Below are 24,199 nucleotides of genomic sequence, written 5' to 3' on the forward strand. Positions count from 1 at the left end.
CAATAAATAATAGATATATCCCATAGTTACTAATATGTGAGGCGACATTGAGCATTAAAACAACCAAATTAGAGTTGACCTTAGAGCCAGCAGACAATCAACGCCTATCCAGCCTTTGTGGTCCATTTGATGACAACATAAAGCACCTTGAGCGTCGCTTAGGAGTAGAAGTAAACTATCGTGGCAATCTTTTTACTGTCGTAGGTAAACCTCATACTGTTTCTGCTACGGTTGATATTTTAAAAGATCTATATGTAGATACTGCGCCAGTTAAAAATCAATATCCTGATATTGAACCTGAACAAATTCACTTGGCAGTAAAAGAATCAGGCATACTAGAAAAAGAAGACGTTTCTACCATTCCTTATGGCAAAGAAATTTTTATTAAGACCAAAAAAGGCCTGATAAAGCCACGAACAGAAAACCAAGCACAATATGTTACCAATATGGTAACTCATGATATTACGTTTGGTATTGGTCCTGCCGGCACCGGTAAAACATACCTTGCCGTTGCTGCTGCAGTTGATGCATTAGAGCGCCAAGAAGTTCGTCGTATTCTTTTAACTCGACCAGCGGTAGAGGCAGGTGAAAAACTGGGCTTCTTACCTGGTGATTTAAGTCAAAAGGTCGACCCTTATCTTCGCCCTCTTTACGATGCTCTTTTTGAAATGCTTGGATTTGAGCGCGTTGAAAAACTCATCGAACGTAATGTTATTGAAGTAGCACCACTGGCGTACATGCGTGGCCGCACATTAAATGATGCCTTTATTATTTTAGATGAGAGCCAAAATACAACCGTAGAACAAATGAAAATGTTCTTAACTCGTATTGGTTTTAATTCCCGAGCAGTAATTACTGGCGACGTAACTCAAATAGATTTACCTCGCGGAGCTAAATCAGGTTTACGCCATGCTATTGAAGTATTATCTGAAGTTGATGAAATTAGCTTCAATTTCTTTATTGCCGATGACGTTGTCCGCCACCCGGTTGTCGCCCGTATTGTAAATGCCTATGAAAAATGGGAAGCAAATGATCAAAAAGAGCGTAAACTAGAGGAGCAGCGTCGAAAGCAGGAACGTGAAGCACGTTTAATCGACTCTGAACATAACTAGTACGATAAATTTAGGTGAATCATGAGCATTGAACTCGATCTACAAATTGCATGTGAAAATGAAAAAGACCTGCCTTCTGAAAAAGACATTATGTCTTGGCTAAATGCAGTGCTTCCTCAATTTCAACCACAAGCAGAGCTAACAATCCGAATTGTAGATGAAAAAGAAAGTCATGAGTTAAACCATCAATACCGCGGTATGGACAAACCAACCAATGTATTGTCTTTTCCATTTGAAGCACCACCTGAAATTGAACTCAATTTATTAGGTGATTTAATCATCTGTCGTCAAGTTGTTGAAAAAGAAGCTGTTGAGCAAAAAAAGCCTTTATTAGCACATTGGGCGCATATGGTTGTACATGGTAGTCTTCATCTGCTAGGTTATGACCATATCGAGGATGAAGAAGCTGAAGAGATGGAATCACTCGAAACAGAATTAATGCAAGAAATGGGATTTGAAGACCCGTATCTTGCTGAGAAATAATTGTTGGAATAATCCAATAGTTACTTATGTGAGCTATCCACATTGATAGCAACTACTTTTAAAGAAGCCATGAACGACGAAAATTCACAGAATACAGAAGGTCCGAGTAGAAAGTCCTTCTTAGGACGCCTTTCCCAACTATTTCAAGGGGAACCTAAAGATCGCCAAGAACTGGTAGATGTATTTAGAGACTCTGAGGAAAATGAAGTTATTGACCACGACACCCGAGACATGCTCGAAGGTGTAATGGAAATATCTGAAATGAGAGTTCGAGACATCATGTTACCGCGCTCTCAGATGGTCACTGTAGAGAAAACACAAGATCTAGAATCACTGATAGCAACAATCATAGAAGCGTCACACTCACGCTACCCTGTGATCAGTGAGGATAAAGACCATGTTGAAGGAATACTCCTTGCGAAGGACTTACTAAGATACTTAGGCTCAGATTGTGAAGCCTTTGAGATCGAACAAGTTATTCGACCTGCTGTTGTAGTACCAGAAAGCAAACGTGTTGATAAACTTTTAAAAGAGTTTAGAGAAGAGCGTTACCACATGGCCATCGTAGTCGATGAGTTTGGTGGAGTTTCTGGTTTAGTTACCATTGAAGATATCCTTGAAGAAATTGTTGGGGATATTGAAGATGAGTTTGATGACGAAGAAGAAAAAGACATCCGTCAGTTAAGCAAACACACTTTTGCTGTGAAAGCCTTAACTGAAATCGATGACTTTAATGACGCTTTTTCAACACACTTCAGTGACGAAGAGATTGATACCGTTGGCGGTTTAGTATTAACCAGTTTTGGGCATTTACCTGAAAGTGGCGAAACTATCGAAATATCAGGCTTTACTTTTAAAGTAACCGCTGCCGATAACCGTCGCATCATACAACTTCAAGTGACGATTCCAGAAAAAGAATCGGAAAAGAAACACGAAGAAGAGTAATATCCTCAGCCGCTTAGCAATAAGCGGCTGAACTTTATCAGACTTTTGAAGACTAATTACAACAACTGATATTACCTAACTGTTCTTTCATTATTTGTTTGAGACCTTTCATGCCATTTTCGAACCATTACCTTATTCGCCTTCTTATTGCCATTCTCTCTGGTGCAAGTGCCACTCTGGCTTTTGCTCCCTATTCTTTATGGCCTTTTGCTTTTATTTCCCCACTTTGCCTATTGTTGTTATTGCACCAACAAACAACCAAGCGAGCAACTTGGCTCGGATTCTTTTGGGGCTTAGGCTATTTTGGTTGTGGGATCAGTTGGGTTCATATAAGTATTGATAACTTTGGCGGCATGCCAATGGCTGCTGGGCTTTTCTTAATGATTGGTCTTATCAGTTATCTTGCTCTTTATCCGATGCTATTTACTTTTCTAGCAACCCGATTATTTTCACACTCATCATTAAGTAAATACTTACTTGCTTTACCTGCACTCTGGTTGATCACTGATTGGCTTCGTGGTTGGGTCTTTACTGGTTTTCCGTGGCTGTGGCTCGGTTATAGTCAAATAGACAGCCCATTATCCGCATGGGGTCCTATCTTTGGTGTTGAAGGAATAACCGCCATTATCATTATCTCTGTTGGCGCTATCACCTATTCTTTATTAGAAAAAAAATGGTGGCTTTTACTTATTCCCGCAATTTTAGTGGTTACTTCTTTTGCGATAAAGCCTTTTGATTGGGTAACTCCGCAACCAGAAAAAGTCACTAAAGTTGCCTTAATTCAAGGGAATATTAATCAAGCCTTGAAATGGTTACCTAGCGAACGCTGGCCGACCATCATGAAGTACATGGATTTAACTCGTCAAAATTGGGATGCTGATTTAATTATTTGGCCTGAAGCGGCAATACCAGCTTTAGAAATGGAAATACCGAGCTTTCTACGTAATCTTGATAGTGCAGCTACAATGAACAACAGTACAGTCATTACTGGAATTGTAGGCGAAAGCCCGACAGGAAATTTCTATAACAATATTATTTCTCTAGGCGTAAACGGAACTGGTGGTTACAACTACCTCGACCAACCAAGATACAGTAAGCATCACTTACTTCCTTTTGGTGAATTTGTACCATTCGAAGCATTACTTAGACCATTAGCGCCAATATTTAATCTACCAATGTCATCATTTAGTCGTGGTGATTATATTCAACCAAATATGGAAGCTAGCGGCACCCATTTAGCTCCTGCATTATGCTACGAAATCGTTTATGGTGAGCAAGTGAGAGAAAACATCACACCACAGACTGATTATATTTTAACACTGTCTAATGATGCTTGGTTTGGTACTTCTATTGGTCCATTACAACACATGGAAATGGCTCAAATGCGAGCTTTAGAGATAGGAAAACCAGTTATTCGCTCAACCAATAATGGTGTAACCGCCATTACCGACCATAGAGGTAATATTACCAAGCAAATTCCACAGTTTACAACGGCAGTATTACGTGGTGAAGTGGTCCCGACAACAGGGACGACCCCTTATCGCTATTGGGGAACATGGCCCCTGTATCTACTCGTCATGCTATCGTTGGTTATTGCTTGGCGTAAGCGTCAATAATCACACTAAAGGGTCTGTATATCATCTTGAGATACAGACCTTCTCTCTTTCAAATAGTGGAGAACTATGGTTTCAATGACACACGCATAAACGCTTCATTTTCACAATGTGTACATGGTTGAATAATTTGAGCATGATTAAATTGCTCACGGTGACCACATTTTTCACACACTAAAATACCTAAACCGACAACTTCACCTGCTTGATAAACACCTTGGTGCTCTAAATCATCAAACACCTCCTTCCATTCCACTTGTGTTTTGTCGGTTATTTCAAGTAACCCATGCCAAACTGAATCTACAATTAACCGATAGAAAGGAGAATCAGGGAACGTTGTTTTGCTCTCCTCGTAGCTTTGTGCAAACTCCTTAATATCTCTTCTTACATAACTCGATATTAATTCCAATTCGTCTTTCGTCATATCAGAGGCCGCTTCAAGGACTTCTTCTGATGATTTAGCCCAATGCTGAAATTCTTCAGGACTTCTTTCCAATACGTTCATCACACGCTCAAAGACAGCGTTATAACCTGTTTTTTGCTTAGACATAAGTCACCTCCAAGAATTCGCTAGATTTATTATAGCGAAGAGTGAGTTAAAGGTTATCAGGTCGCTTGAGTATAAGCGCTCCATTAGTTATTCTATGCTGATCAAGTATTATCTGATCAAACCGATCTCACAAATTTTGTGATCCACTGACATAACTGGGTAAATCGATGCAAGAACAATATAATCCACAGGATCTTGAACAAAAGATCCAGAAACATTGGGACGACAACAAAACATTTGTTGTAACTGAAGACGCAAGCAAAGAAAAATTCTATTGCCTCTCAATGTTCCCATACCCAAGTGGTCGTCTACACATGGGTCACGTTCGTAACTACACCATTGGTGACGTGGTTTCTCGCTATCAGCGTCTACAAGGCAAAAATGTAATGCAACCTATCGGTTGGGATGCGTTTGGTCTTCCTGCTGAGAATGCGGCTGTTAAAAATAAAACAGCACCAGCACCTTGGACTTACGAAAACATCGAATACATGAAAAACCAACTTAAACTATTAGGCTTTGGTTACGATTGGAATCGTGAGTTCGCAACCTGTACGCCTGAGTACTACCGTTGGGAACAAGAATTCTTCACTAAACTGTACAACAAAGGCTTAGTTTACAAGAAAACCTCTTCTGTGAACTGGTGTCCAAATGACCAAACGGTTCTTGCAAACGAACAAGTTGAAGACGGTTGTTGTTGGCGTTGTGATACCCCTGTTGAACAAAAGAAAATTCCACAGTGGTTTATTAAAATTACTGAATACGCACAAGAGCTTCTTGATGATCTAGATAACCTTGATGGTTGGCCTGAAATGGTTAAAACCATGCAACGCAACTGGATCGGTCGTTCTGAAGGCGTAGAGCTATCTTTTGCTGTTAATGGCGAAGAAGCTCCTTTAGAAGTATATACCACACGTCCAGATACGCTAATGGGTGTTACTTATGTTGGTATCGCAGCTGGTCACCCTCTTGCAGAAAAAGCAGCGACAACAAACCCTGAGCTATTCGCATTCACAGAAGAGTGTCGCAATACTAAAGTTGCTGAAGCAGAATTAGCAACGATGGAAAAGAAAGGTATGGATACTGGCCTACGTGCTATCCACCCCCTTAACGGTCGTGAAGTGCCTATTTTTGTCGCAAACTTCGTATTAATGGATTACGGCACAGGTGCAGTAATGGCGGTTCCTGCTCACGATCAACGTGACTATGAATTTGCAACTAAATACAACTTAGACATCATCCCAGTGATCAAACCTGAAGATGGTTCTGATGTAGACGTATCTGAAGCCGCTTACACTGAAAAAGGCGTTCTGTTTGATTCTGGTGAATTCGACGGCCTTGCTTTCCAAGAAGCATTTGATGCAATCGCTGCGAAACTAGAAGCTGAAGGCAAAGGCAAGAAAACAGTAAACTTCCGTCTACGTGACTGGGGCGTTTCTCGTCAACGTTACTGGGGTGCTCCAATCCCAATGGTAACAACTGAAGATGGTGAAGTTCACCCAGTGCCTGCAGATCAATTACCAGTTATTCTTCCTGAAGATGTAGTAATGGATGGCGTAACTAGCCCTATCAAAGCCGATAAAGAATGGGCGAAAACCACATTCAATGGCGAGCCAGCACTTCGTGAAACAGATACCTTTGATACCTTCATGGAATCATCTTGGTACTATGCACGTTACTGTTCACCACAAGCTGACGATATTCTAGACCCAGAAAAAGCAAACTACTGGTTACCAGTAGACCAGTACGTTGGTGGTATTGAACATGCATGTATGCACCTTCTTTACTCTCGCTTCTTCCACAAACTTCTACGTGATGCGGGCTATGTAAACTCAGACGAACCATTCAAACAACTTTTATGTCAAGGTATGGTACTTGCAGATGCATTTAGCCACACTAATGAAAAAGGCACAAAAGAGTGGATCGCACCAACAGATGTAACGATTGAGCGTGACGCAAAAGGTCGTATCGAGAAAGCAATCGACAACCAAGGCCGTAACGTTGACCACTCAGGCATGATCAAAATGTCTAAGTCTAAAAACAACGGTATTGACCCTCAAGAGATGGTTGATAAATTTGGTGCTGATACAGTGCGTCTATTCATGATGTTTGCAGCGCCTGCTGATATGACACTTGAATGGCAAGAATCAGGTGTTGAAGGGGCAAGCCGCTTCCTAAAACGTGTATGGAAATTAGTTCACGAACACACAACAAAAGGCGCAACTGAAGCGTTAGATGTTACCGCTCTTTCTGGTGACCAAAAAGCACTACGCCGTGATGTTCACAAAACCATTGCAAAAGTAAGTGATGATATTGGTCGTCGCCAAACATTCAACACTGCGATTGCTGCAATCATGGAATTGATGAACAAACTAAATAAAGCACCTCAAGAATCAGCACAAGACCGTGCCCTTCTTGACGAAGCATTAAAAGCAGTTATTGTTATGCTTTACCCTATGACTCCACACGCAAGCTTTGCAATGTGGGACGCATTAGGTGAATCGAACATCGATACAGCAGCATGGCCAACATTTGACGAAAAAGCACTTGTTGAAGATGAAAAAACTATCGTTGTTATGATCAACGGTAAGTTACGTGCAAAACTGATCGTTGCTGCAGATGCAACTGAAGAGCAAGTTAAAGAGCTTGGTCTAAAAGATGAAAACGCAATCAAGTTCCTAGATGGTTTAACGATTCGTAAAGTAATCTATGTACCTGGTAAACTACTAAACATTGTTGCTAACTAATTATTAGTTAACTCCATATGATTTGTTAAAAAGTAATTTGAACCTTTTTTCTTATTACTTTTCTATTTAAAGCATAAGCGGATCATCTGCTTATGCTTATTTAATTGTTTTATCTTATGCGTTATACAGCATTACCTATAGAATAATTAAATAAGCATTTTAATCACCATTTGAGGGAGTTACTCGGTGAAACGACATTTATCTCTATTTTCTCTTCGTACAACAATCGTATTAACCCTATCACTCATGATCTCTGCGTGTGGTTTCCATTTACGTGGAAATTACCTTCTTCCTGAAGAGTTACATGAAATCTCACTAACCAGTTTTGACCAATACAGTAATTTAACTCGTAACGTACAGAAGCAACTTAGAATGAATGGGATCAGTCAAGTTGCTCCAACTACGGTGACACCTAGCTTGAACTTGATCAGTGAGAGTATCGGCGAAAGAACGCTTTCTCTTTATCAAAATAGCCGCGCGGCAGAAAAAGAACTCACTTACACAGTACAATACAGTGTATTGATTCCAAATCATGATCTTAAAACATATACGACAACAGTAAACCGAAACTATCTTGATAACCCATTAACCGCGCTAGCAAAATCGGTTGAACGAGACATGATTGAAGATGAAATGCGCACTCAAGCAGCAGAGCAAATCTTACGCCAAATGGCTCGATTAAAAGCAGATGATCAACCAGTCGAAACAACTGATACGATTACTAATAACGATGAGAGCGAAACCAAAATTTCGACACAAGAAGTAATAAAAACAATGAATTCATCAGCAGAAAACGCTCAATAACGATGAGAGTATTTCCTGAACAATTAATACAAAACCTTGAGCGTGGTTTACGTCAGTGCTATCTGTTATTTGGTAATGAGCCACTTCTAAAGCAAGAATGTCTTGATCAAATTCGTCAATGCAGTCAACAGCATGGCTTTGAAGAAAAGCATCAATTTATATTGGATAAAAAACTCGATTGGAATGTCATTTTCGATTGCACTCAAGCCTTAAGCTTATTTTCATCTCGACAAGTCATAGAGTTAAGCATTCCTGATACGGGGTTAACAGCTGCACATACCAGTAAAATAAAAGAACTGGTACCAATGCTACACGACGATATTTTATTAATATTCCAAGGGCCAAGAGTAAATAAAGCACAAGAAAACACTCAATGGTTTAAAGCACTAGTACAACTTGGGTTATTTGTTCCTTGCAATACACCCGATAACCAACAGCTTCCCCGCTTTATTCAACAGCGTTGTAAAAAACTAAAATTACAGCCTGATACAGAAGCAATACAAATGCTTGCACAATGGCACGAAGGCAATTTACTTGCTCTTGCCCAAAGCTTAGATAAATTAGCGCTTCTATATCCAGATGGCTTGCTTACTTTAATTCGCATTGAAGAAGCACTAAATAGAAATAATCATTTCACACCTTTTCAGTTGGTTGACACTCTTTTGTTAGGTCAAGCAAAACGAGCACAAAGGATCCTACGTCAATTAGAAAGCGAAGGTACTGAAATGGTAATTCTTTTAAGAACATTACAAAAAGAACTCTTTTTATTACAGAACTTTCAACAAGCTATCACTCAAGGTGAGGCTATGTTTATAGTCTTTGACCGTCATAAAGTATGGCAAAATCGTCGAGCTTTGTATCAATCTGCATTACAGCGTTTATCAATGGTACAAATACAACATTTAATTCGCTCATTAGCGAGAATGGAAATTGCCACCAAAACAGATTTTGATACTAATTGTTGGCCACAACTTAGCCAATTGACATTAGATATGTGTAATACTCACATTTCGGTGACACCCAACTTATCTCATTAATCGAGTTTCACTGATATACTCCTTATAAATAACCCATCTCTAGGTGATTACTTTGCAAGATAAAGAACTGCATGATTTTCTGTTCAACCACGTTGATGATATGAAAGCTGAAAACATAATAACTCTTGATGTTCGTGATAAATCAAGCATTACAGACTTTATGATTGTATGTACTGGTACATCAAAACGTCATGTAAGCTCCATTGCTTCTAATGTTTCAGATAAAGTAAGAGAAGTAGGTTTAATGCCATACGGTGTTGACGGCGAAGCTGAAGGTGAATGGGTTGTTGTTGATATGGGTGACGTCATGATTCATATCTTACAAGAAGAACATCGCGAGCTATATCAACTAGAAAAATTATGGAGCTAATTCTTTGAAACTTCAATTAATTGCTGTTGGTACTAAAATGCCAAAATGGGTTGAAGAAGGCTATAAAGAATATAGTCGTCGATTCCCAAAAGACATACCTCTTGAACTTATAGAAATCACTGCTGGTAAGCGTGGAAAAAATGCTGATATCGCACGCATTCTTCAAAAAGAAGGGGAAGCGATGCTTGCTGCTGTCCCAAAAGGAAATCGTATCGTCACTTTAGATATTCCAGGTAAACGTTGGGATACTGAACAACTTGCTGAACAGTTAGAAGTATGGAAACTGGATGCCCGTGACGTGTCTATATTGATTGGTGGCCCTGAAGGATTATCTCCAGCATGTAAGGCTGCAGCTGAACAAAGTTGGTCCCTATCTCCTTTAACACTGCCTCACCCTCTTGTTCGTGTTGTTATGGCTGAAAGCCTATATCGAGCATGGAGCATTACAGCCAATCACCCTTACCATAGAGAATAGAGTTGATTAAGCGCAAACGTACACAAATTCGTGATTATCACGCCGAAACGAGATTATTTGCTTCCCGCGCAATAGTCTCGTTTGCGGGGATCATTGCGCTTATTGGTCTACTATTGACCAATTTGTACAATATTCAAATCAATGAATTTCAAGATTATAAAACACGCTCAAATGATAACAGAATCAAAATTGTCCCTATTGCACCTAATCGAGGACTTATTTTTGACCGTAATCACGTTCCTTTAGCGGAAAACCGCCCTGTTTTTAATTTAGAAATCAGCCCAGACAAAGTAAAAAACTTACCTTTATTATTCACAGAATTGCAAAAAATCCTACCAATTACTCAAGATAATATTGATGATTTCCAAAAAGAACGTCGCCGCACTCGCCGTTTTAAATCTGTTCCTATTTTATCTCAACTAACTCAAGAGCAAGTGGCTGTTTTTGCGGTTAATCAACACAAATATTCAGGCGTTGAAGTCAAAGCTTATCTAAAACGTTTTTATCCCTATGGTAAAACCTTTACTCATGTACTTGGCTATGTTGCTAAGATTAATGACCGCGATCTCGCTCGTTTAGCTCGTGAAGAAAAAGACGCGAATTATCAGGCTACTCGTGATATCGGCAAACTAGGTATTGAACGTTATTATGAAGACGTTCTTCACGGCACTGCTGGCTATCAAGAAGTCGAGGTTAACAGCCGTGGTCGTGTTGTTCGTACTCTTAAATATGTACCGCCGATCCCTGGTAAAAACATCGTATTAAACCTGGATATTGAATTACAACAATTTGTTGAAAAACAACTTGATGGCCGACGTGGTGCTGCGATTGTTTTAGAACCAAATACAAGTGCGGTATTAGCTATGGTCTCTAGTCCAAGTTATGATCCAAACTTATTTGTACATGGTATTTCAAGTAAAAACTACAATTCCTTATTAAATGACATAGATCGTCCATTAGTTAACCGAGCAACCCTTGGTATATACCCACCCGCATCAACAGTAAAACCGTTTATTGCTGTATCGGCATTAGAAGATAAAATTGTCACCCCAATGACGACGCGTAACGACCCTGGTTATTGGCGTATTCCAAACTCAAAAACCCGACCATTTCGAGACTGGAAACGTTGGGGGCATGGCACTGTTAATTTAAAACAGGCCATTGAAGAATCCGTTGATACTTTCTTCTATCAAATCGCTTTTGATATGGGCATTGACCGTTTATCTGCATGGATGATGAAATTTGGCTTTGGCGATTACACCGGCATTGATATTCATGAAGAAAGTAAAGCGAACATGCCTACTCGTGATTGGAAGGTCGCTCGTTTCCGTACACCTTGGTATCAAGGAGATACAATCCCAGTTGGTATAGGTCAAGGTTATTGGACAGCAACACCAATGCAAATAGCTAAAGCAACGTCAGTACTGGTGAATCACGGAAAAGTCCAAGCTCCGCATTTATTAAAAGCAATCGTTAGTAATAATGCCGAAACGCCATTTGAACCAGAGCCATACCCTCCAATTCAAGGAATTAGAGACAGCTATTGGCAATTGGCTATAGATGGCATGATTCTAGTAAACAATGGCCCGAAAGGTACCGCAAGACGTATTTTTTCTGGTACGCCTTATGTCAGTGCAGGAAAATCAGGTTCATCTCAAGTATTTGGCTTAAATGGTCAAGAATATAATGCTGACGAGATTGCTGAACGCTTACGAGATCATGCTTTATTTACTGGCTTTGCTCCTGCAAAAGATCCAAAAGTCATCATTTCACTCGTTCTAGAAAACGGGGGTGGCGGTTCAACACAAGGTGGACCAGTTGCACGTAGTGTATTTGACCATGTACTGCTTCCGAATTCAGAAGAGGTAACTAAAAGATAATGAGAGTAGATATCGCATCAGGAAAGAACCGAGATTTTTTTCACCGTATTCACATCGACTTACCATTGCTATTAGGTATTTTATTATTAATGGCTTGCGCCCTTGTCATTATGTACAGTGCCAGTGGTCAAAGCTTGTTGATGATGGATAAACAAGCGATGCGTATGCTTCTCTCATTAGGCGTCATGTTTGTATTAGCCCAAATATCTCCCAGAGCATATGAGGGTGCTGCTCCTTACTTATTTACGATTGGTATTGTTTTATTATTAGGTGTTCTTTTTTTTGGTGAAGCATCTAAAGGTGCTCAACGATGGCTTAACCTTGGGTTTGTCCGCTTTCAGCCTTCGGAATTAATAAAACTCGCGGTCCCTTTGATGGTCGCAAGATATATTGGCAACAAACCACTACCACCAAGCGTTAAAACTCTTTTTTGTGCTTTATTAATGGTATTTGTTCCAACAATTATGATTGCTAAACAGCCAGATTTGGGCACCTCAATACTGATTGCTGCTTCTGGTATTTTTGTTATTTTCTTGGCAGGGATCAGTTGGAAAATAATCTGTGCAGCAGGGGTGGCCGTTGGTGGTTTTATCCCTATTTTATGGTTCTTCTTAATGCGTCCCTATCAAAAAGTAAGGGTACAAACATTATTTAACCCAGAATCAGACCCACTTGGTGCGGGATACCATATTATCCAATCAAAAATTGCAATTGGTTCAGGAGGCCTAGTTGGTAAAGGGTGGTTACATGGAACGCAATCTCAATTAGAGTTTATTCCTGAGCGCCATACCGATTTCATCTTTGCCGTCATAGCTGAGGAATGGGGCTTAATTGGGGTTATGGCTTTACTCTCCATTTATTTATTCATCATTGGCCGTGGTTTATTCTTAGCAAGCCAAGCGCAAACTGCTTTTGGTCGAATGATGTCAGGCAGTATCGTATTAAGTTTCTTTGTTTATATTTTCGTAAATATAGGCATGGTAAGCGGTATTCTTCCCGTTGTTGGCGTCCCACTTCCATTAGTGAGTTACGGCGGCACTTCAATGGTAACCCTAATGGCTGGTTTTGGTATTCTCATGTCAATTCATACACACAGAAAAGTTCACTCAAAGGCTAATTAATGCGCATTTTTTTACTCGCACTCTCTCTGGTATTAGCAGGCTGTGCTTCTGAACCACCGATAAATAAAGACGAACCTAATGCGGGCCGCTATCAAATAGACAGTGATATTGCTCCTCATGTTCCTATTTCTGTTGAACACATTGAAGATGCTCACCCTCGCTATGAGCCGAAAAGTTTATACGGCAATAAAGATTACACTTTATTGGGCAAAGGTTACCCAATAGTGAAAGAACCAAGAGGCTTTACTCAAGAAGGAATAAGCTCTTGGTACGGAAAAAAATTTCATGGACATAAAACATCAAATGGTGACGTGTATGATATGTACTCGATGAGTGCGGCACATAAAACACTGCCTATTCCAAGTTATGTAAGAGTAACGAATAAAGACAATGGAAAAACTGCAATTGTTCGTGTTAATGACCGAGGTCCCTTCCATGAAGGTCGTATTATTGATTTAAGCTTTGCAGCAGCAACAAAGTTAGATGTGATAAAAACAGGTACAGCTAATGTGAAAATTGAATATATCTCAGTTGATAAACCTAAAAACGCCCACGAATGGAATGCCATAGATCCAAATAAGTATTACATTCAAATGGTGGCACTAAAAAGTCAAGATGGAGCAAAAAAAGCAGCTGAGAAACTCCAAGTACAGTTCAATAGTCCAACAAATATTGTGAAATCCAACTCTGTTTACCGTGTACGTTTAGGTCCATTTTTAGATCGTGATATTGCAGACTCAACACTATTAGACGCCAAGAATAGTAGCTACATTTCTGCATTTATAATTCAAGAACTTAAAAAATAGCCCTCTTGAATGTCAACGTTAAGTAAATATTGTAACTGGATATCATATAAAATTTAGAAAGACAGCATTAATTGAACTAGTTTAAATTAGCATTGTCTTTATATAACAATAAGATATCTTTTAAGTAAAACGTACGTCTATGAATTTTTATTAGCTTTCTTTTCATAGAAAATCAGTTATTTAATTACACATCTGGTCATGATATTCAAATCTGCTATTATGTATTCAGTTTCACTACCTCACAGTGCAAAGTTATTATTATGAAAAATTCAGCGAAACAGTTAAAACGAATCATTTTATCGAGCTTAATTCTTGGCTCAACCGTTGCCGTTGCTGCACCTGCAGTTATCCCGAATGCACCTCAAATTGCAGCAAAGGGTTACGTACTAATGGATTACCATTCAGGAAAAATTCTTGCCGAAAAGAACATGAATGAACGTATGAATCCAGCAAGTTTAACGAAGATGATGACAAGTTATGTTATCGGTCAAGAAATTGAGAGTGGTAATATCTCAATGGATGACGATGTTGTTATCAGTAAAAATGCATGGGCTAAAAACTTCCCAGGCTCATCAAAAATGTTTATCGAAGTCGGCAGTACAATTAAAGTACGTGACTTAAACCAAGGTATTATTGTTCAATCAGGTAACGATGCTTGTGTTGCTATGGCTGAACACGTTGCTGGGTCTGAAGATGCTTTTGTTGATCTAATGAATGCTTGGGGTAAAACTCTAAAACTTGAAAATACACACTTTGGTAATGTTCATGGTTTAGATAGTAAAGACCTATATTCTACTCCTTATGATATGGCACTTATTGGCCAAGCTTTAATCCGTGACGTACCTGAAGAATACCGTGTTTATTCTCAAAAATCATATACCTACAATGGTATTACACAATATAACCGTAATGGCTTATTGTGGGATAAAAGTATGAATGTTGATGGTATCAAAACAGGTCATACTGATGGCGCAGGTTACAACCTAGTAAGTTCTGCCACTGAAGGGAAAATGCGTTTAGTTGCCGTAGTTATGGGCACTAAATCTGGTAATGCTCGTAAAGCAGAGAGCAAAAAGCTGCTTAATTACGGCTTCCGATTCTTTGAAACAGTTTCTCCACACAAAGCAAACGAAACCTTCGTTACTGAAAAAGTATGGATGGGTAGCACTGATGAAGTTGCTCTAGGTGTGGCTGAAGATACTTATGTAACTCTTCCTCGTGGTCAAGCTAAGAAAATGACAGCAAGCTTTGTCCTAGAAAAAACGCTTAAAGCTCCTATTTACAAAGGTGATGTTGTTGGTAAACTTTTCTACCAAGTTGATGGTGAAGATATTGCTGAGTACCCATTACTAGCTCTACATGATGTAGAAGAAGGTGGTATCTTTAGCCGTCTGATTGATTACATTGTTTTAATGTTTAAAGGTTGGCTAAGCTAAATGCTAGCTAACTAATTGATTAAAGCGGCTTCGGTCGCTTTTTTTGTATCCGATTTTTAGTGATATAAGCTCGATAACTGATAACTCTTGTTATCTGACTTAGGTCACAGTAAAATTGCTCTCTAATATTTATCCACTCTCGATTGGAGACGGTTATGCAAGAGCAACCAAAGCTAAAAGATCTTCTTGAATTCCCATGTAACTTTACTTATAAAGCCGTTGGCCTTGCTCATGAAGACCTTCCTGTACTTGTACTTGAAGTAATTCAACGTCATGCACCTGGTGATTACACACCACAAGTAAAAGCAAGTGGCAAAGGTAACTACAACTCTGTATCTGTAAGCATTACAGCAACATCGATTGAACAAGTAGAAACACTATATAAAGAGCTAGCAGAAATCGAAATGGTTCGCATGGTTCTTTAATATACTTGGTAGGTAATAACCCGCTCTAATTAGCAGAAAATATTGCCTACCATTTTTAACTTTTGATATACCCCTACATTTCTTACCTATTCCTTCCTTTCTATCCTTGCTATCATTGGCGTAAATTTTCAAATCAAGTGTGATCCTATTGAACAAGCGTCTAATAGTTAAAAACCTTGGCCGACAAGATTATGAGCCAGTATGGAAGGCAATGCATACTTTTACTGATGAACGCGATGAAAATACGTGTGATGAAGTTTGGTTAGTAGAGCATAATCCTGTATTTACACAGGGACAGGCAGGCAAAGAAGAACACGTTCTTGCCGCTGGTAATATTCCAATTGTCAAAAGCGATCGAGGTGGGCAAGTAACCTACCACGGTCCTGGTCAGCTAGTCGCTTATGTATTGATCAATTTACGCCGAAAAAATATCGGTGTTCGAGAACTCGTCACTCATATTGAAAATACAGTGATTAACACCTTGGGGCAATTCAATATTACCTCAGCAGCACGACCTGATGCTCCGGGCGTGTATGTTGATAATAGAAAAATCTGCTCGCTTGGTCTGCGTATCCGTAAAGGTTGCTCCTTCCATGGATTAGCACTAAATGTGAATATGGATTTATCTCCTTTCCTTCGTATTAACCCTTGCGGATATGCAGGAATGGAAATGATACAACTACACGATTTACTAAAAGAAAATGATACAGTAGAGAATAAAGCAGAACACGTTGAAGATGTTCATCCTCTATTAATTAAACAATTAACAACATTACTTGATTACACTGATATTGAGTACATAACGGAAAGCAGCCATCATGAGTAAGCCAATTCAAATGGAAAAAGGCGTGAAATACCGCGATGCCGACAAAATGGCATTAATTCCAGTTAAAAATATGCCAACCGAGAAAAAAGAAGTATTACGCAAGCCTGAATGGATGAAAATTAAACTTCCATCAAGCAGTAAACGTATTGATGAGATCAAATCTGCAATGCGTAAAAATAACCTTCACTCTGTATGTGAAGAAGCTTCTTGCCCTAACTTAGCAGAATGCTTTAATCACGGTACCGCTACCTTTATGATTTTAGGTGCTATTTGTACTCGCCGTTGTCCTTTCTGCGATGTTGCTCATGGTCGCCCTGTTATTCCTGAAGCGGAAGAGCCAAAGAAATTGGCAAAAACGATTCAAGACATGAAATTAAAATATGTAGTAATTACTTCTGTTGACCGTGATGATTTACGTGATGGTGGTGCACAACACTTTGCAGATTGTAATCGTGAAATTCGTGAATTAAACCCAGAGATCCGTATTGAAACGCTAGTACCAGATTTCCGTGGACGTATGGATCGCGCTTTAGACGCTATGCATGGAAATCCACCTGATGTGTTTAACCACAACTTAGAAACAGCACCACGCTTGTACCGTAAAGTTAGACCTGGCGCTAATTATCAATGGTCACTTGATCTATTGAAGAAGTTCAAAGAACAGCATCCAACAGTACCAACGAAGTCTGGTGTAATGATGGGCCTAGGTGAGACAAAAGAAGAGATTGTTCAAGTATTAAAAGACTTACGAACTCATGGTGTAACGATGTTAACACTAGGTCAATATTTAGCACCAAGTCGCCACCACTTACCCGTTGAACGTTACGTCCCACCTGCTGAGTTTGATGAACTAAAAGAAATCGCACTTAATCTTGGGTTTACTCATGCCGCTTGTGGACCCTTTGTTCGTTCTTCTTACCATGCAGATCTTCAAGCAAAAGGCGAAGAAGTTAAATAGGGTCTAGGGTCTAGGGTCTAGGGTCTAGGGTCTAGGGTCTGAATAATAAAAAAGGTTGACGTTTTAACGTCAACCTTTTTATTTATTTGCTAGATGCTAATTGAAGAAAGATTAACTACGGATTAGATAATCCGCTTTACCTACCCATTTATAGCTTGTTAGCTCTTCTAAGCCCATAGGACCGCGAGCATGAAGCTTCTGAGTAGATACAGCAACTTCTGCACCTAAACCAAACTGAGCGCCATCAGTAAAGCGTGTTGACGCATTCACATACACAGCAGCAGAACCAGCTGTATTAATGAATTTCTCTGCCGACTCAATATTATTTGTTAAGATCGTATCTGAATGGCTCGCATTATGTGTTTGCATGTGCGCCGCAGCTTCATTTACATCAGCAACTACTTTTACGCCTAACGTATAACTTAACCATTCAGTATCAAAGTCACCGTCTTGCGCTTCACGTAATGACACGCCTTTACACTCTTTCAGTAACGAATAAGCTTTTGGTTCAGCAACTAATTCAACACGACCGGCCATCTTATTTGCTAACAATACTAAGAATTGTGGAGCCACAGCTTCATGAACTAGCAATGTATCAAGCGCATTACATGCAGATGGACGTTGTGCTTTTGAATTATCAACAACCGCTAATGCTCTTTCTAAATCAGCACTGTCATCAACAAACGCATGACTAATACCAAAGCCACCAATGATCACTGGAATAGAGCTGTTTTCTTTACACATTTTATGTAAACCAGCACCACCACGTGGAATAATCATATCTACATAATCATCAAGGCGCAGTAATTCAGAAACTAATTCACGAGCTGGTTTCTCAATATATTGTACTGACGCAGCTGGTAAACCTGCTTTTTCAAGAGCGACTTGAATCACCTTAACTAACTCCATATTAGAAAAGAACGTCTCTTTACCACCACGGAGAATACTCGCATTACCTGTTTTTAAACATAACGAAGCGATATCGATCGTCACATTTGGACGTGCTTCATAAATTACGCCAATAACACCAATTGGTACACGGCGACGCGAAAGCGACATGCCGTTTTCAAGCATTTTGCTGTCAATTTCACTGCCAACAGGATCATTCAAATTAATCACATTACGAACGTCGTTAGCAATAGCGATTAAACGCTCTTCTGTTAGTAATAAACGATCTTGCATTGCATCTGAAATACCCGCTTCTACCGCTGCACTAATGTCTTTTGCATTCGCAGCAAGAATCGCTTCTTTGTTCGCTTCAAGTTCATCAGCAATAATCGCTAATGCTTTGTTCTTCTGGGCTGTTGGTACAACCGCTAAATCAAAAGCAGCGGCTTTTGCTGCCTGACCCATATTCGTTAAATTCACACTATATCCCTTTACTAAATCAGTACTAAATCATCACGGTGGATAGCTACAGGCCCATACTCGTAACCTAATACTGCGTAAATATCCTGACTGTGTTTACCTAAAATCTTATTTAAATCGTCACTTGAGTAACGAGAAATACCACGGGCAATAAGCTCACCTTTAGTATTTACAATCTTAGCAACGCCACCACGGACAAAAGACCCCGAAATAGAGGTAATCCCTTTGCTCAATAAGCTGCTGCCTTTTTGCTGTACCGCATTAACTGCACCGTCATCAATTACGATATTACCATTAGAGGCAGGGCCAGCCAAAATCCAACGCTTACGGCTCTCAAGGGCACATTCAACCGGTAAGAATTTTGTGCCTTGTGGTTTGGAATGCACTACATCACTAATAACATTTTCAGCACTACCAGCAGCAATAACGACTTCAATACCTGCACGGCGTGCAATGTCTGCTGCCTGCAATTTAGTCGCCATGCCACCAGTACCTAAAGTAGTACCACTACCACCTGCAATCTTACGTAATGTTTCATCGATAGTGTGAACTTCTTTAATCAATTCAGCTTTTGGATCTTTACGCGGATCTGCGGTAAATAGACCAGACTGATCAGTCAACAATAATAACTTATCAGCACCAGCAAGAATCCCCACTAAAGCAGATAGATTATCATTATCACCTACTTTAATTTCATTTGTTGCTACCGCATCGTTCTCATTCACAATAGGAACGATGTTATTTTTAAGTAGTGCTTTAAGCATGTCACGAGCATTCAAGTAACGCTCACGGTCATCTAAATCTGCACGAGTTAACAGCATTTGACCAACATCAACGCCGTAGATTGCAAATAAACTTTGCCATGCTTGAATTAAGCAACTTTGACCAACTGCAGCCAATAACTGCTTGTTGGCCATGGTTTTGGGTAGTTCGGGGTAGTTAAGATGCTCACGACCAGCAGCAATCGCTCCAGATGTAACAACAATAACTTGGTGGCCCAACTTTTTAAGATGAACACATTGGCGAACAAGTTCAACCATATGAGCTCTATCAAGTTTTAATGTGCCACCGGTGAGTACACTTGTACCAAGTTTAACGACTATGGTTTGAGATTGTGTATTCAATTCCCTACTACCTATTTAACTAATAATGTTTTGAGTTACGAAAATATATTCATCGTAACAATAATGGAAAAACACCCTATTTTTAGCAAGCAAATCAGAACAGTACAAGCCAAAAATACGATTTAATGATATTTCACTTTAATAAGAGAAATAAAATGTCAGATTATTGCTTCATTTCTTCTTTTATCCACTCAATCATCTGATTTAACGCTTCTTCATAACCACTATGCAAGGTCTTACTTTTTAACTCAATACCTTTACCATACTGGCTAAATAAAGCCGCAAGTTTGTTATCTGATTTAGGAGAGACAGGATCACCTTGCAAACCAATCGAAAGAACCGATACTGACGTTTTACGGCCACCAGACAGAAAACCTTGATTCTTTAAAGACCACGCTTGCATTTGGCTAGTTAAGCTATTTATATCAACTACTTGCTTGCCTAATCTAGACGCCAAAATATCCAAGTACATTTTAGGCATTTTCTTCAATTGTGCTGAATTAGATAAAATATGATGGATCGGAGCACCAAGAGCCACACACGCTTTTAATCTATCCGGTTCTAAAAAAGAAAGGCGTAACGCTACATTTCCGCCAAATCGAAATCCCATTACCGCCGCATGAAAACGATCAACCCATGGTATATTCGGTAAATGGTTTAGTACAGCTTGATGTAAACAACTAGAATCTTCCGTTAATGGCCAATGAGAGCTGTGGCCAATCGATGGCATATCCAGCGTTAGCATCGCCATATTATTTGGCGCAAGAAAGTCACGATACAGTCGCCACATATCTGTTTGTAATGAATCCATTCCACCACTAACAATGACAACTGGTAACGGTTTTTCTGTACTTGGTAAGTGCAAATAACAGGTTATTTTTTTGCCCTTATATGGCACTTGAATTTTCTCTATTCGATGAGACGTTTGCTGTGCAGCCATGTCATATGCTTTATTTGCAAGAACCTGAGCTTGCGTTGCTAAATTATCCCCTTTTATATGTGGATAACCAGCGATGCTAAAATATAAGCTGGCTTTAAAGCACTCCTCAGCAGCCTCATCGCCCGTTAATTCTGCTGCTTTTTTTTGATGTTCTGTTCCTGCATGGATCCACTCATAAGCCCAATTACCGCTATGGTAGCCACTGACTGTATCTAACCATTCATCACGAGTTCGATTTTTATCACTGCTTGCTATTCTCGAAAGAATAGATTCCAACTCTATTGGGTCAACCCCCTGCCAAATCCACTGTGGACGACGAAGTTCGCGATACCAACTTCTTTCACCACTTGCAGAAACTTTTTCTAAACTACTTGGAAGATAAGGAACGAGACCTGATGTCTCTAAGGCTTGCTTCTGGTTTTTAAATAACGTTACGGAGAGGTTTTCACTTTCAGATTGAGACATAGCCAACACCAATAATACAAAGGTTCATTGCCTTTACTATATACTGAAAGACCTAAGAGAAATACGCCGTTCACAATAAAATCAAACGCCAAACAAAAAAAATGACCCTACAAGAGAGTCATTTTTTATCAATTTGATTTCAATTACTTTTTACAAATAGGATCTACGTATGTTACCGCCATATCCCATGGTTGCTCAATCCACGTATCTTGTGGAATATCGACAACATAAGCGTCAACTAAATGAATACCTGCTGGTTTAGCACATACTGTTACTAATTTACCTTTAGGGTACATTTCACGTAGTTTAACCGCCGTATCACCACTATCAACTAAATCATCAATGATGATGAAGCCTTCGCCGTCACCTTCCATTGCTTTAACAACCGTCATATCACGCTGATGATCATGATCGTAACTTGAGATACAAACAGTATCAACGTAACGAATATTTAACTCACGAGCTAGAATAGCAGCTGGTACTAGGCCACCACGGCTCACAGCCAAAATACCTTTCCATTGTTCCGCAGGAAGTAACTGTTCAGCAAGCTGACGAGTGTACATCTGCATGTTATCCCAAGTAATTACAAATTTATTAGCCATAATTGACAAAACCTCTAAGTGACACAATCATCAACGACTATGCCGTAAAAATAAATTTCAGCGTGAATAGTGCAGCAAGAACCCAAACACTGATATGAACATCGCGACCTTTACCACTTAATAATTTGATTGCAGCATAAGAGATAAAGCCCAAAGAAATACCATCAGCAATAGAGAAGGTTAAAGGCATAAGCAAGCATACCACAACAACAGGGGCTGCTTCAGTAAGATCTCGCCAATCTATGCTCACAAGACCTGACATCATTAAAATCGCGACATAAAACAATGCACCAGCAGTAGCATAAGCTGGAACCATCCCCGCTAAAGGGGAGAAAAACAAAGCCAAAAGAAATAACACACCAACAACAACTGCAGTTAAACCTGTGCGACCACCAGCGGCGACACCAGCAACACTTTCAATATATGACGTAGTATTTGATGTACCTAGAAGCGCACCAACAGATGTTGCTGTTGAATCTGCTAATAATGCTTTATTTAAGCGTGGAATATTACCATCTTTATCCATGATCCCTGCTTTTTGAGAAACACCAACTAGCGTTCCAGCAGTATCAAATAAATCAACAAATAAGAAAGCAAAAACAACCGTTAACATACTAAGTTCAAACGCACTAGAAAAGTCTAATTGTAAAAATGTAGGTGCGATACTTGGTGGCATTGACATGATACCGGCATACTGAGCATCACCGAAAAGTAGTGAAATAGCCGTTACTGCTAAAATTGCAATCATAACCGCTGCTTTATAACCACGGTGAACCAGTGCAATCGTTAAAAAGAAAGCCAACGCCCCCATTGCAGCAGGGAAACTATTTATATGCCCCATTGAAACAAGTGTTGCTGGGTTATCGACAACGATACCTGAATTTTTTAAGGCAATAAAAGCAAGAAATAAGCCGATACCAGCTGAAATTCCTGTTCGTAGAGAAAGAGGGATTGAATTAATAATCAACTCTCTAATTTTAAACAAACTTAATAGTATGAATAAAACCCCTGACATAAACACAGCAGCTAATGCAACTTGCCATGTATGACCCATACCAAGAACCACGGTATAAGTAAAAAAGGCATTAAGCCCCATACCTGGCGCTTGAGCAATTGGAAAGTTAGCAACAAATCCCATAATAAAACAGCCAATTGCAGCTGCAATACAAGTCGCTACAAATACAGCGCCTTTATCCATGCCCGCATCAGCTAAAATTGCTGGGTTAACAAAAATGACATAAGCCATGGTTAAGAAAGTCGTTAACCCTGCAATAATCTCAGTACGAACATCCGTACCGTTTTCTTTTAGTTGAAATAGTTTCTCAAGCATTTGAGTAATTCCTAGAGTTTTTTTGCAATCTAAACGTTTGCGTAATCGATTGGCTGAGGATTATAAAGAGGAATTATATGAATTTCTAGCGATAGTTACCCATTTAATGAGCTTATGGTAAATAAAGTGAATACACTAATTTTAGTTAAGTTATATTTATCATTTAAATCAAACGGATAAATACAATTAAAAAAGAAAAGGATAGAGAAGAAATTATTTAAAGGCAAAAAAAACGCCACCCAAATGATATGGATGGCGGAGAATATAAGTCACCCTAGTTGGGTAAAATAGAATTCCAATTATAGGGGTATTACTTTACGCATAAAACCGAAGTTTTATTAGTAACCAAAGCAAGCTGGGTAAACAAATTGACTTGTGTAAACAGAGCGTTGGTTCCAGAAACTTGAAGAACTTAAAAAAGACATAACATCACCTTATCAATTGACAGTTAAAAACAATAAAATTGATCTCGGTTCCTTGGAGGCGATAAATCGGACTCATCCTTTGAGCATTTACTTCCCGCTATTAAGCAGGTTGAATAACTATATCACCATGAAATTTAATTACAACAAAAACATGACTCAGCTCACACAAAATAACAAGAAAGCCTAAATAACACACTGATAATGTAATTTTGTTACGTAATCGTTTGTGATTAAAGAAATAAAGATATTCTCCCTATGCTTTCATAAAATCTGATAATGTAATTACAATATCAAACAGAGTAATTGACTAAATTCAGGGGTATACTGAAGTTAAATTAATAATCAATTGCTCACGTTAAT

The 24,199-nt window shown here is 39.2% G+C and carries 22 protein-coding genes; 16 read left to right on the forward strand and 6 right to left on the reverse strand.

Annotation, left to right across the window (positions count from 1 at the left end; genetic code table 11):
* The first annotated feature begins 47 nt into the window (after window positions 1-47).
* From AC2IP4_RS09815 to lnt, 4 genes are all read left to right on the forward strand, one after another.
* Window positions 48-1,112 carry a PhoH family protein gene (locus tag AC2IP4_RS09815; RefSeq protein WP_375321997.1) on the forward strand — a complete coding sequence of 355 codons (1,065 nt, stop codon included), beginning with the start codon at window positions 48-50 and terminating at the stop codon, window positions 1,110-1,112.
* Between the two features lie 21 nt (window positions 1,113-1,133).
* Window positions 1,134-1,595: an rRNA maturation RNase YbeY gene (ybeY, locus tag AC2IP4_RS09820; RefSeq protein WP_375321996.1), complete on the forward strand. Its 462-nt coding sequence runs from the start codon at window positions 1,134-1,136 to the stop codon at window positions 1,593-1,595.
* Between the two features lie 69 nt (window positions 1,596-1,664).
* Window positions 1,665-2,540 carry a CNNM family magnesium/cobalt transport protein CorC gene (corC, locus tag AC2IP4_RS09825; RefSeq protein WP_060993520.1) on the forward strand — a complete coding sequence of 292 codons (876 nt, stop codon included), beginning with the start codon at window positions 1,665-1,667 and terminating at the stop codon, window positions 2,538-2,540.
* Window positions 2,541-2,650: 110 nt separating this feature from the next.
* Window positions 2,651-4,156 carry an apolipoprotein N-acyltransferase gene (lnt, locus tag AC2IP4_RS09830; protein ID WP_486310218.1) on the forward strand — a complete coding sequence of 502 codons (1,506 nt, stop codon included), beginning with the start codon at window positions 2,651-2,653 and terminating at the stop codon, window positions 4,154-4,156.
* 64 nt (window positions 4,157-4,220) lie between these two features.
* Here the strand turns inward: lnt and AC2IP4_RS09835 are convergent, their stop codons facing one another.
* Window positions 4,221-4,703: a zinc ribbon-containing protein gene (locus tag AC2IP4_RS09835; RefSeq protein ID WP_486307088.1), complete on the reverse strand. Its 483-nt coding sequence runs from the start codon at window positions 4,701-4,703 to the stop codon at window positions 4,221-4,223.
* 167 nt (window positions 4,704-4,870) lie between these two features.
* Between AC2IP4_RS09835 and leuS the strand changes: the two genes are divergently transcribed.
* The 12 genes from leuS (at window position 4,871) to lipA (ending at window position 17,585) form a co-directional block, all read left to right on the forward strand.
* Window positions 4,871-7,447, forward strand: a complete 2,577-nt coding sequence (gene leuS / locus AC2IP4_RS09840) for a leucine--tRNA ligase (RefSeq protein WP_486310219.1) — start codon at window positions 4,871-4,873, stop codon at window positions 7,445-7,447.
* A 246-nt stretch (window positions 7,448-7,693) separates the two neighbouring features.
* Entirely contained in the window at window positions 7,694-8,251 is a 558-nt protein-coding gene (locus AC2IP4_RS09845; protein ID WP_486310754.1) for an LPS-assembly lipoprotein LptE, read from the forward strand.
* A gap of 2 nt (window positions 8,252-8,253) precedes the next feature.
* Window positions 8,254-9,288, forward strand: a complete 1,035-nt coding sequence (gene holA / locus AC2IP4_RS09850; RefSeq protein ID WP_486310220.1) for a DNA polymerase III subunit delta — start codon at window positions 8,254-8,256, stop codon at window positions 9,286-9,288.
* Window positions 9,289-9,388: 100 nt separating this feature from the next.
* Window positions 9,389-9,658, forward strand: a complete 270-nt coding sequence (gene rsfS, locus AC2IP4_RS09855; protein WP_375322772.1) for a ribosome silencing factor — start codon at window positions 9,389-9,391, stop codon at window positions 9,656-9,658.
* Between the two features lie 4 nt (window positions 9,659-9,662).
* The gene (rlmH, locus tag AC2IP4_RS09860) at window positions 9,663-10,133 is read left to right on the forward strand and encodes a 23S rRNA (pseudouridine(1915)-N(3))-methyltransferase RlmH (protein WP_375321990.1); all 471 of its coding nucleotides are present in this window, start codon (window positions 9,663-9,665) and stop codon (window positions 10,131-10,133) included.
* A gap of 2 nt (window positions 10,134-10,135) precedes the next feature.
* Entirely contained in the window at window positions 10,136-12,013 is a 1,878-nt protein-coding gene (gene mrdA / locus AC2IP4_RS09865) for a penicillin-binding protein 2 (RefSeq protein WP_486310221.1), read from the forward strand.
* Window positions 12,013-13,134 carry a rod shape-determining protein RodA gene (rodA, locus tag AC2IP4_RS09870; RefSeq protein ID WP_486307086.1) on the forward strand — a complete coding sequence of 374 codons (1,122 nt, stop codon included), beginning with the start codon at window positions 12,013-12,015 and terminating at the stop codon, window positions 13,132-13,134. The genes mrdA and rodA overlap by 1 nt, the downstream gene beginning before the upstream one ends.
* On the forward strand, window positions 13,134-13,940 hold the full coding sequence (locus tag AC2IP4_RS09875) for a septal ring lytic transglycosylase RlpA family protein (protein ID WP_375321987.1): 807 nt from the start codon (window positions 13,134-13,136) through the stop codon (window positions 13,938-13,940). The genes rodA and AC2IP4_RS09875 overlap by 1 nt, the downstream gene beginning before the upstream one ends.
* Before the next feature lie 260 nt (window positions 13,941-14,200).
* Window positions 14,201-15,376 carry a serine hydrolase gene (locus AC2IP4_RS09880; RefSeq protein ID WP_486307085.1) on the forward strand — a complete coding sequence of 392 codons (1,176 nt, stop codon included), beginning with the start codon at window positions 14,201-14,203 and terminating at the stop codon, window positions 15,374-15,376.
* A gap of 155 nt (window positions 15,377-15,531) precedes the next feature.
* The gene (gene ybeD / locus AC2IP4_RS09885) at window positions 15,532-15,801 is read left to right on the forward strand and encodes a DUF493 family protein YbeD (RefSeq protein WP_105054234.1); all 270 of its coding nucleotides are present in this window, start codon (window positions 15,532-15,534) and stop codon (window positions 15,799-15,801) included.
* Between the two features lie 148 nt (window positions 15,802-15,949).
* A complete protein-coding gene (gene lipB / locus AC2IP4_RS09890; protein WP_375321985.1) occupies window positions 15,950-16,627 on the forward strand; it encodes a lipoyl(octanoyl) transferase LipB in 678 nt (225 codons plus the stop codon).
* A complete protein-coding gene (lipA, locus tag AC2IP4_RS09895) occupies window positions 16,620-17,585 on the forward strand; it encodes a lipoyl synthase (protein ID WP_486310222.1) in 966 nt (321 codons plus the stop codon). Before lipB ends, lipA begins: the two co-directional genes overlap by 8 nt.
* A 111-nt stretch (window positions 17,586-17,696) precedes the next feature.
* Here lipA and AC2IP4_RS09900 read toward each other — a convergent pair whose 3' ends face one another.
* The 5 genes from AC2IP4_RS09900 to AC2IP4_RS09920 all read right to left on the reverse strand — a co-directional run bounded on the left by AC2IP4_RS09900 (window position 17,697) and on the right by AC2IP4_RS09920 (window position 23,414).
* Window positions 17,697-18,953 (reverse strand): glutamate-5-semialdehyde dehydrogenase, encoded by a 1,257-nt coding sequence (locus AC2IP4_RS09900; RefSeq protein ID WP_375321983.1) that lies wholly within the window; start codon window positions 18,951-18,953, stop codon window positions 17,697-17,699.
* Window positions 18,954-18,967: 14 nt separating this feature from the next.
* Entirely contained in the window at window positions 18,968-20,077 is a 1,110-nt protein-coding gene (proB, locus tag AC2IP4_RS09905) for a glutamate 5-kinase (RefSeq protein WP_105054233.1), read from the reverse strand.
* Between the two features lie 163 nt (window positions 20,078-20,240).
* Window positions 20,241-21,482 (reverse strand): esterase FrsA, encoded by a 1,242-nt coding sequence (gene frsA, locus AC2IP4_RS09910; RefSeq protein ID WP_375321982.1) that lies wholly within the window; start codon window positions 21,480-21,482, stop codon window positions 20,241-20,243.
* A 143-nt stretch (window positions 21,483-21,625) separates the two neighbouring features.
* A complete protein-coding gene (gpt, locus tag AC2IP4_RS09915) occupies window positions 21,626-22,084 on the reverse strand; it encodes a xanthine phosphoribosyltransferase (protein WP_045101484.1) in 459 nt (152 codons plus the stop codon).
* Between the two features lie 37 nt (window positions 22,085-22,121).
* Window positions 22,122-23,414: an NCS2 family permease gene (locus AC2IP4_RS09920; protein ID WP_375321981.1), complete on the reverse strand. Its 1,293-nt coding sequence runs from the start codon at window positions 23,412-23,414 to the stop codon at window positions 22,122-22,124.
* Window positions 23,415-24,199: the final 785 nt, after the last annotated feature.

It is taken from the genome of Aliivibrio thorii (assembly GCF_057368585.1).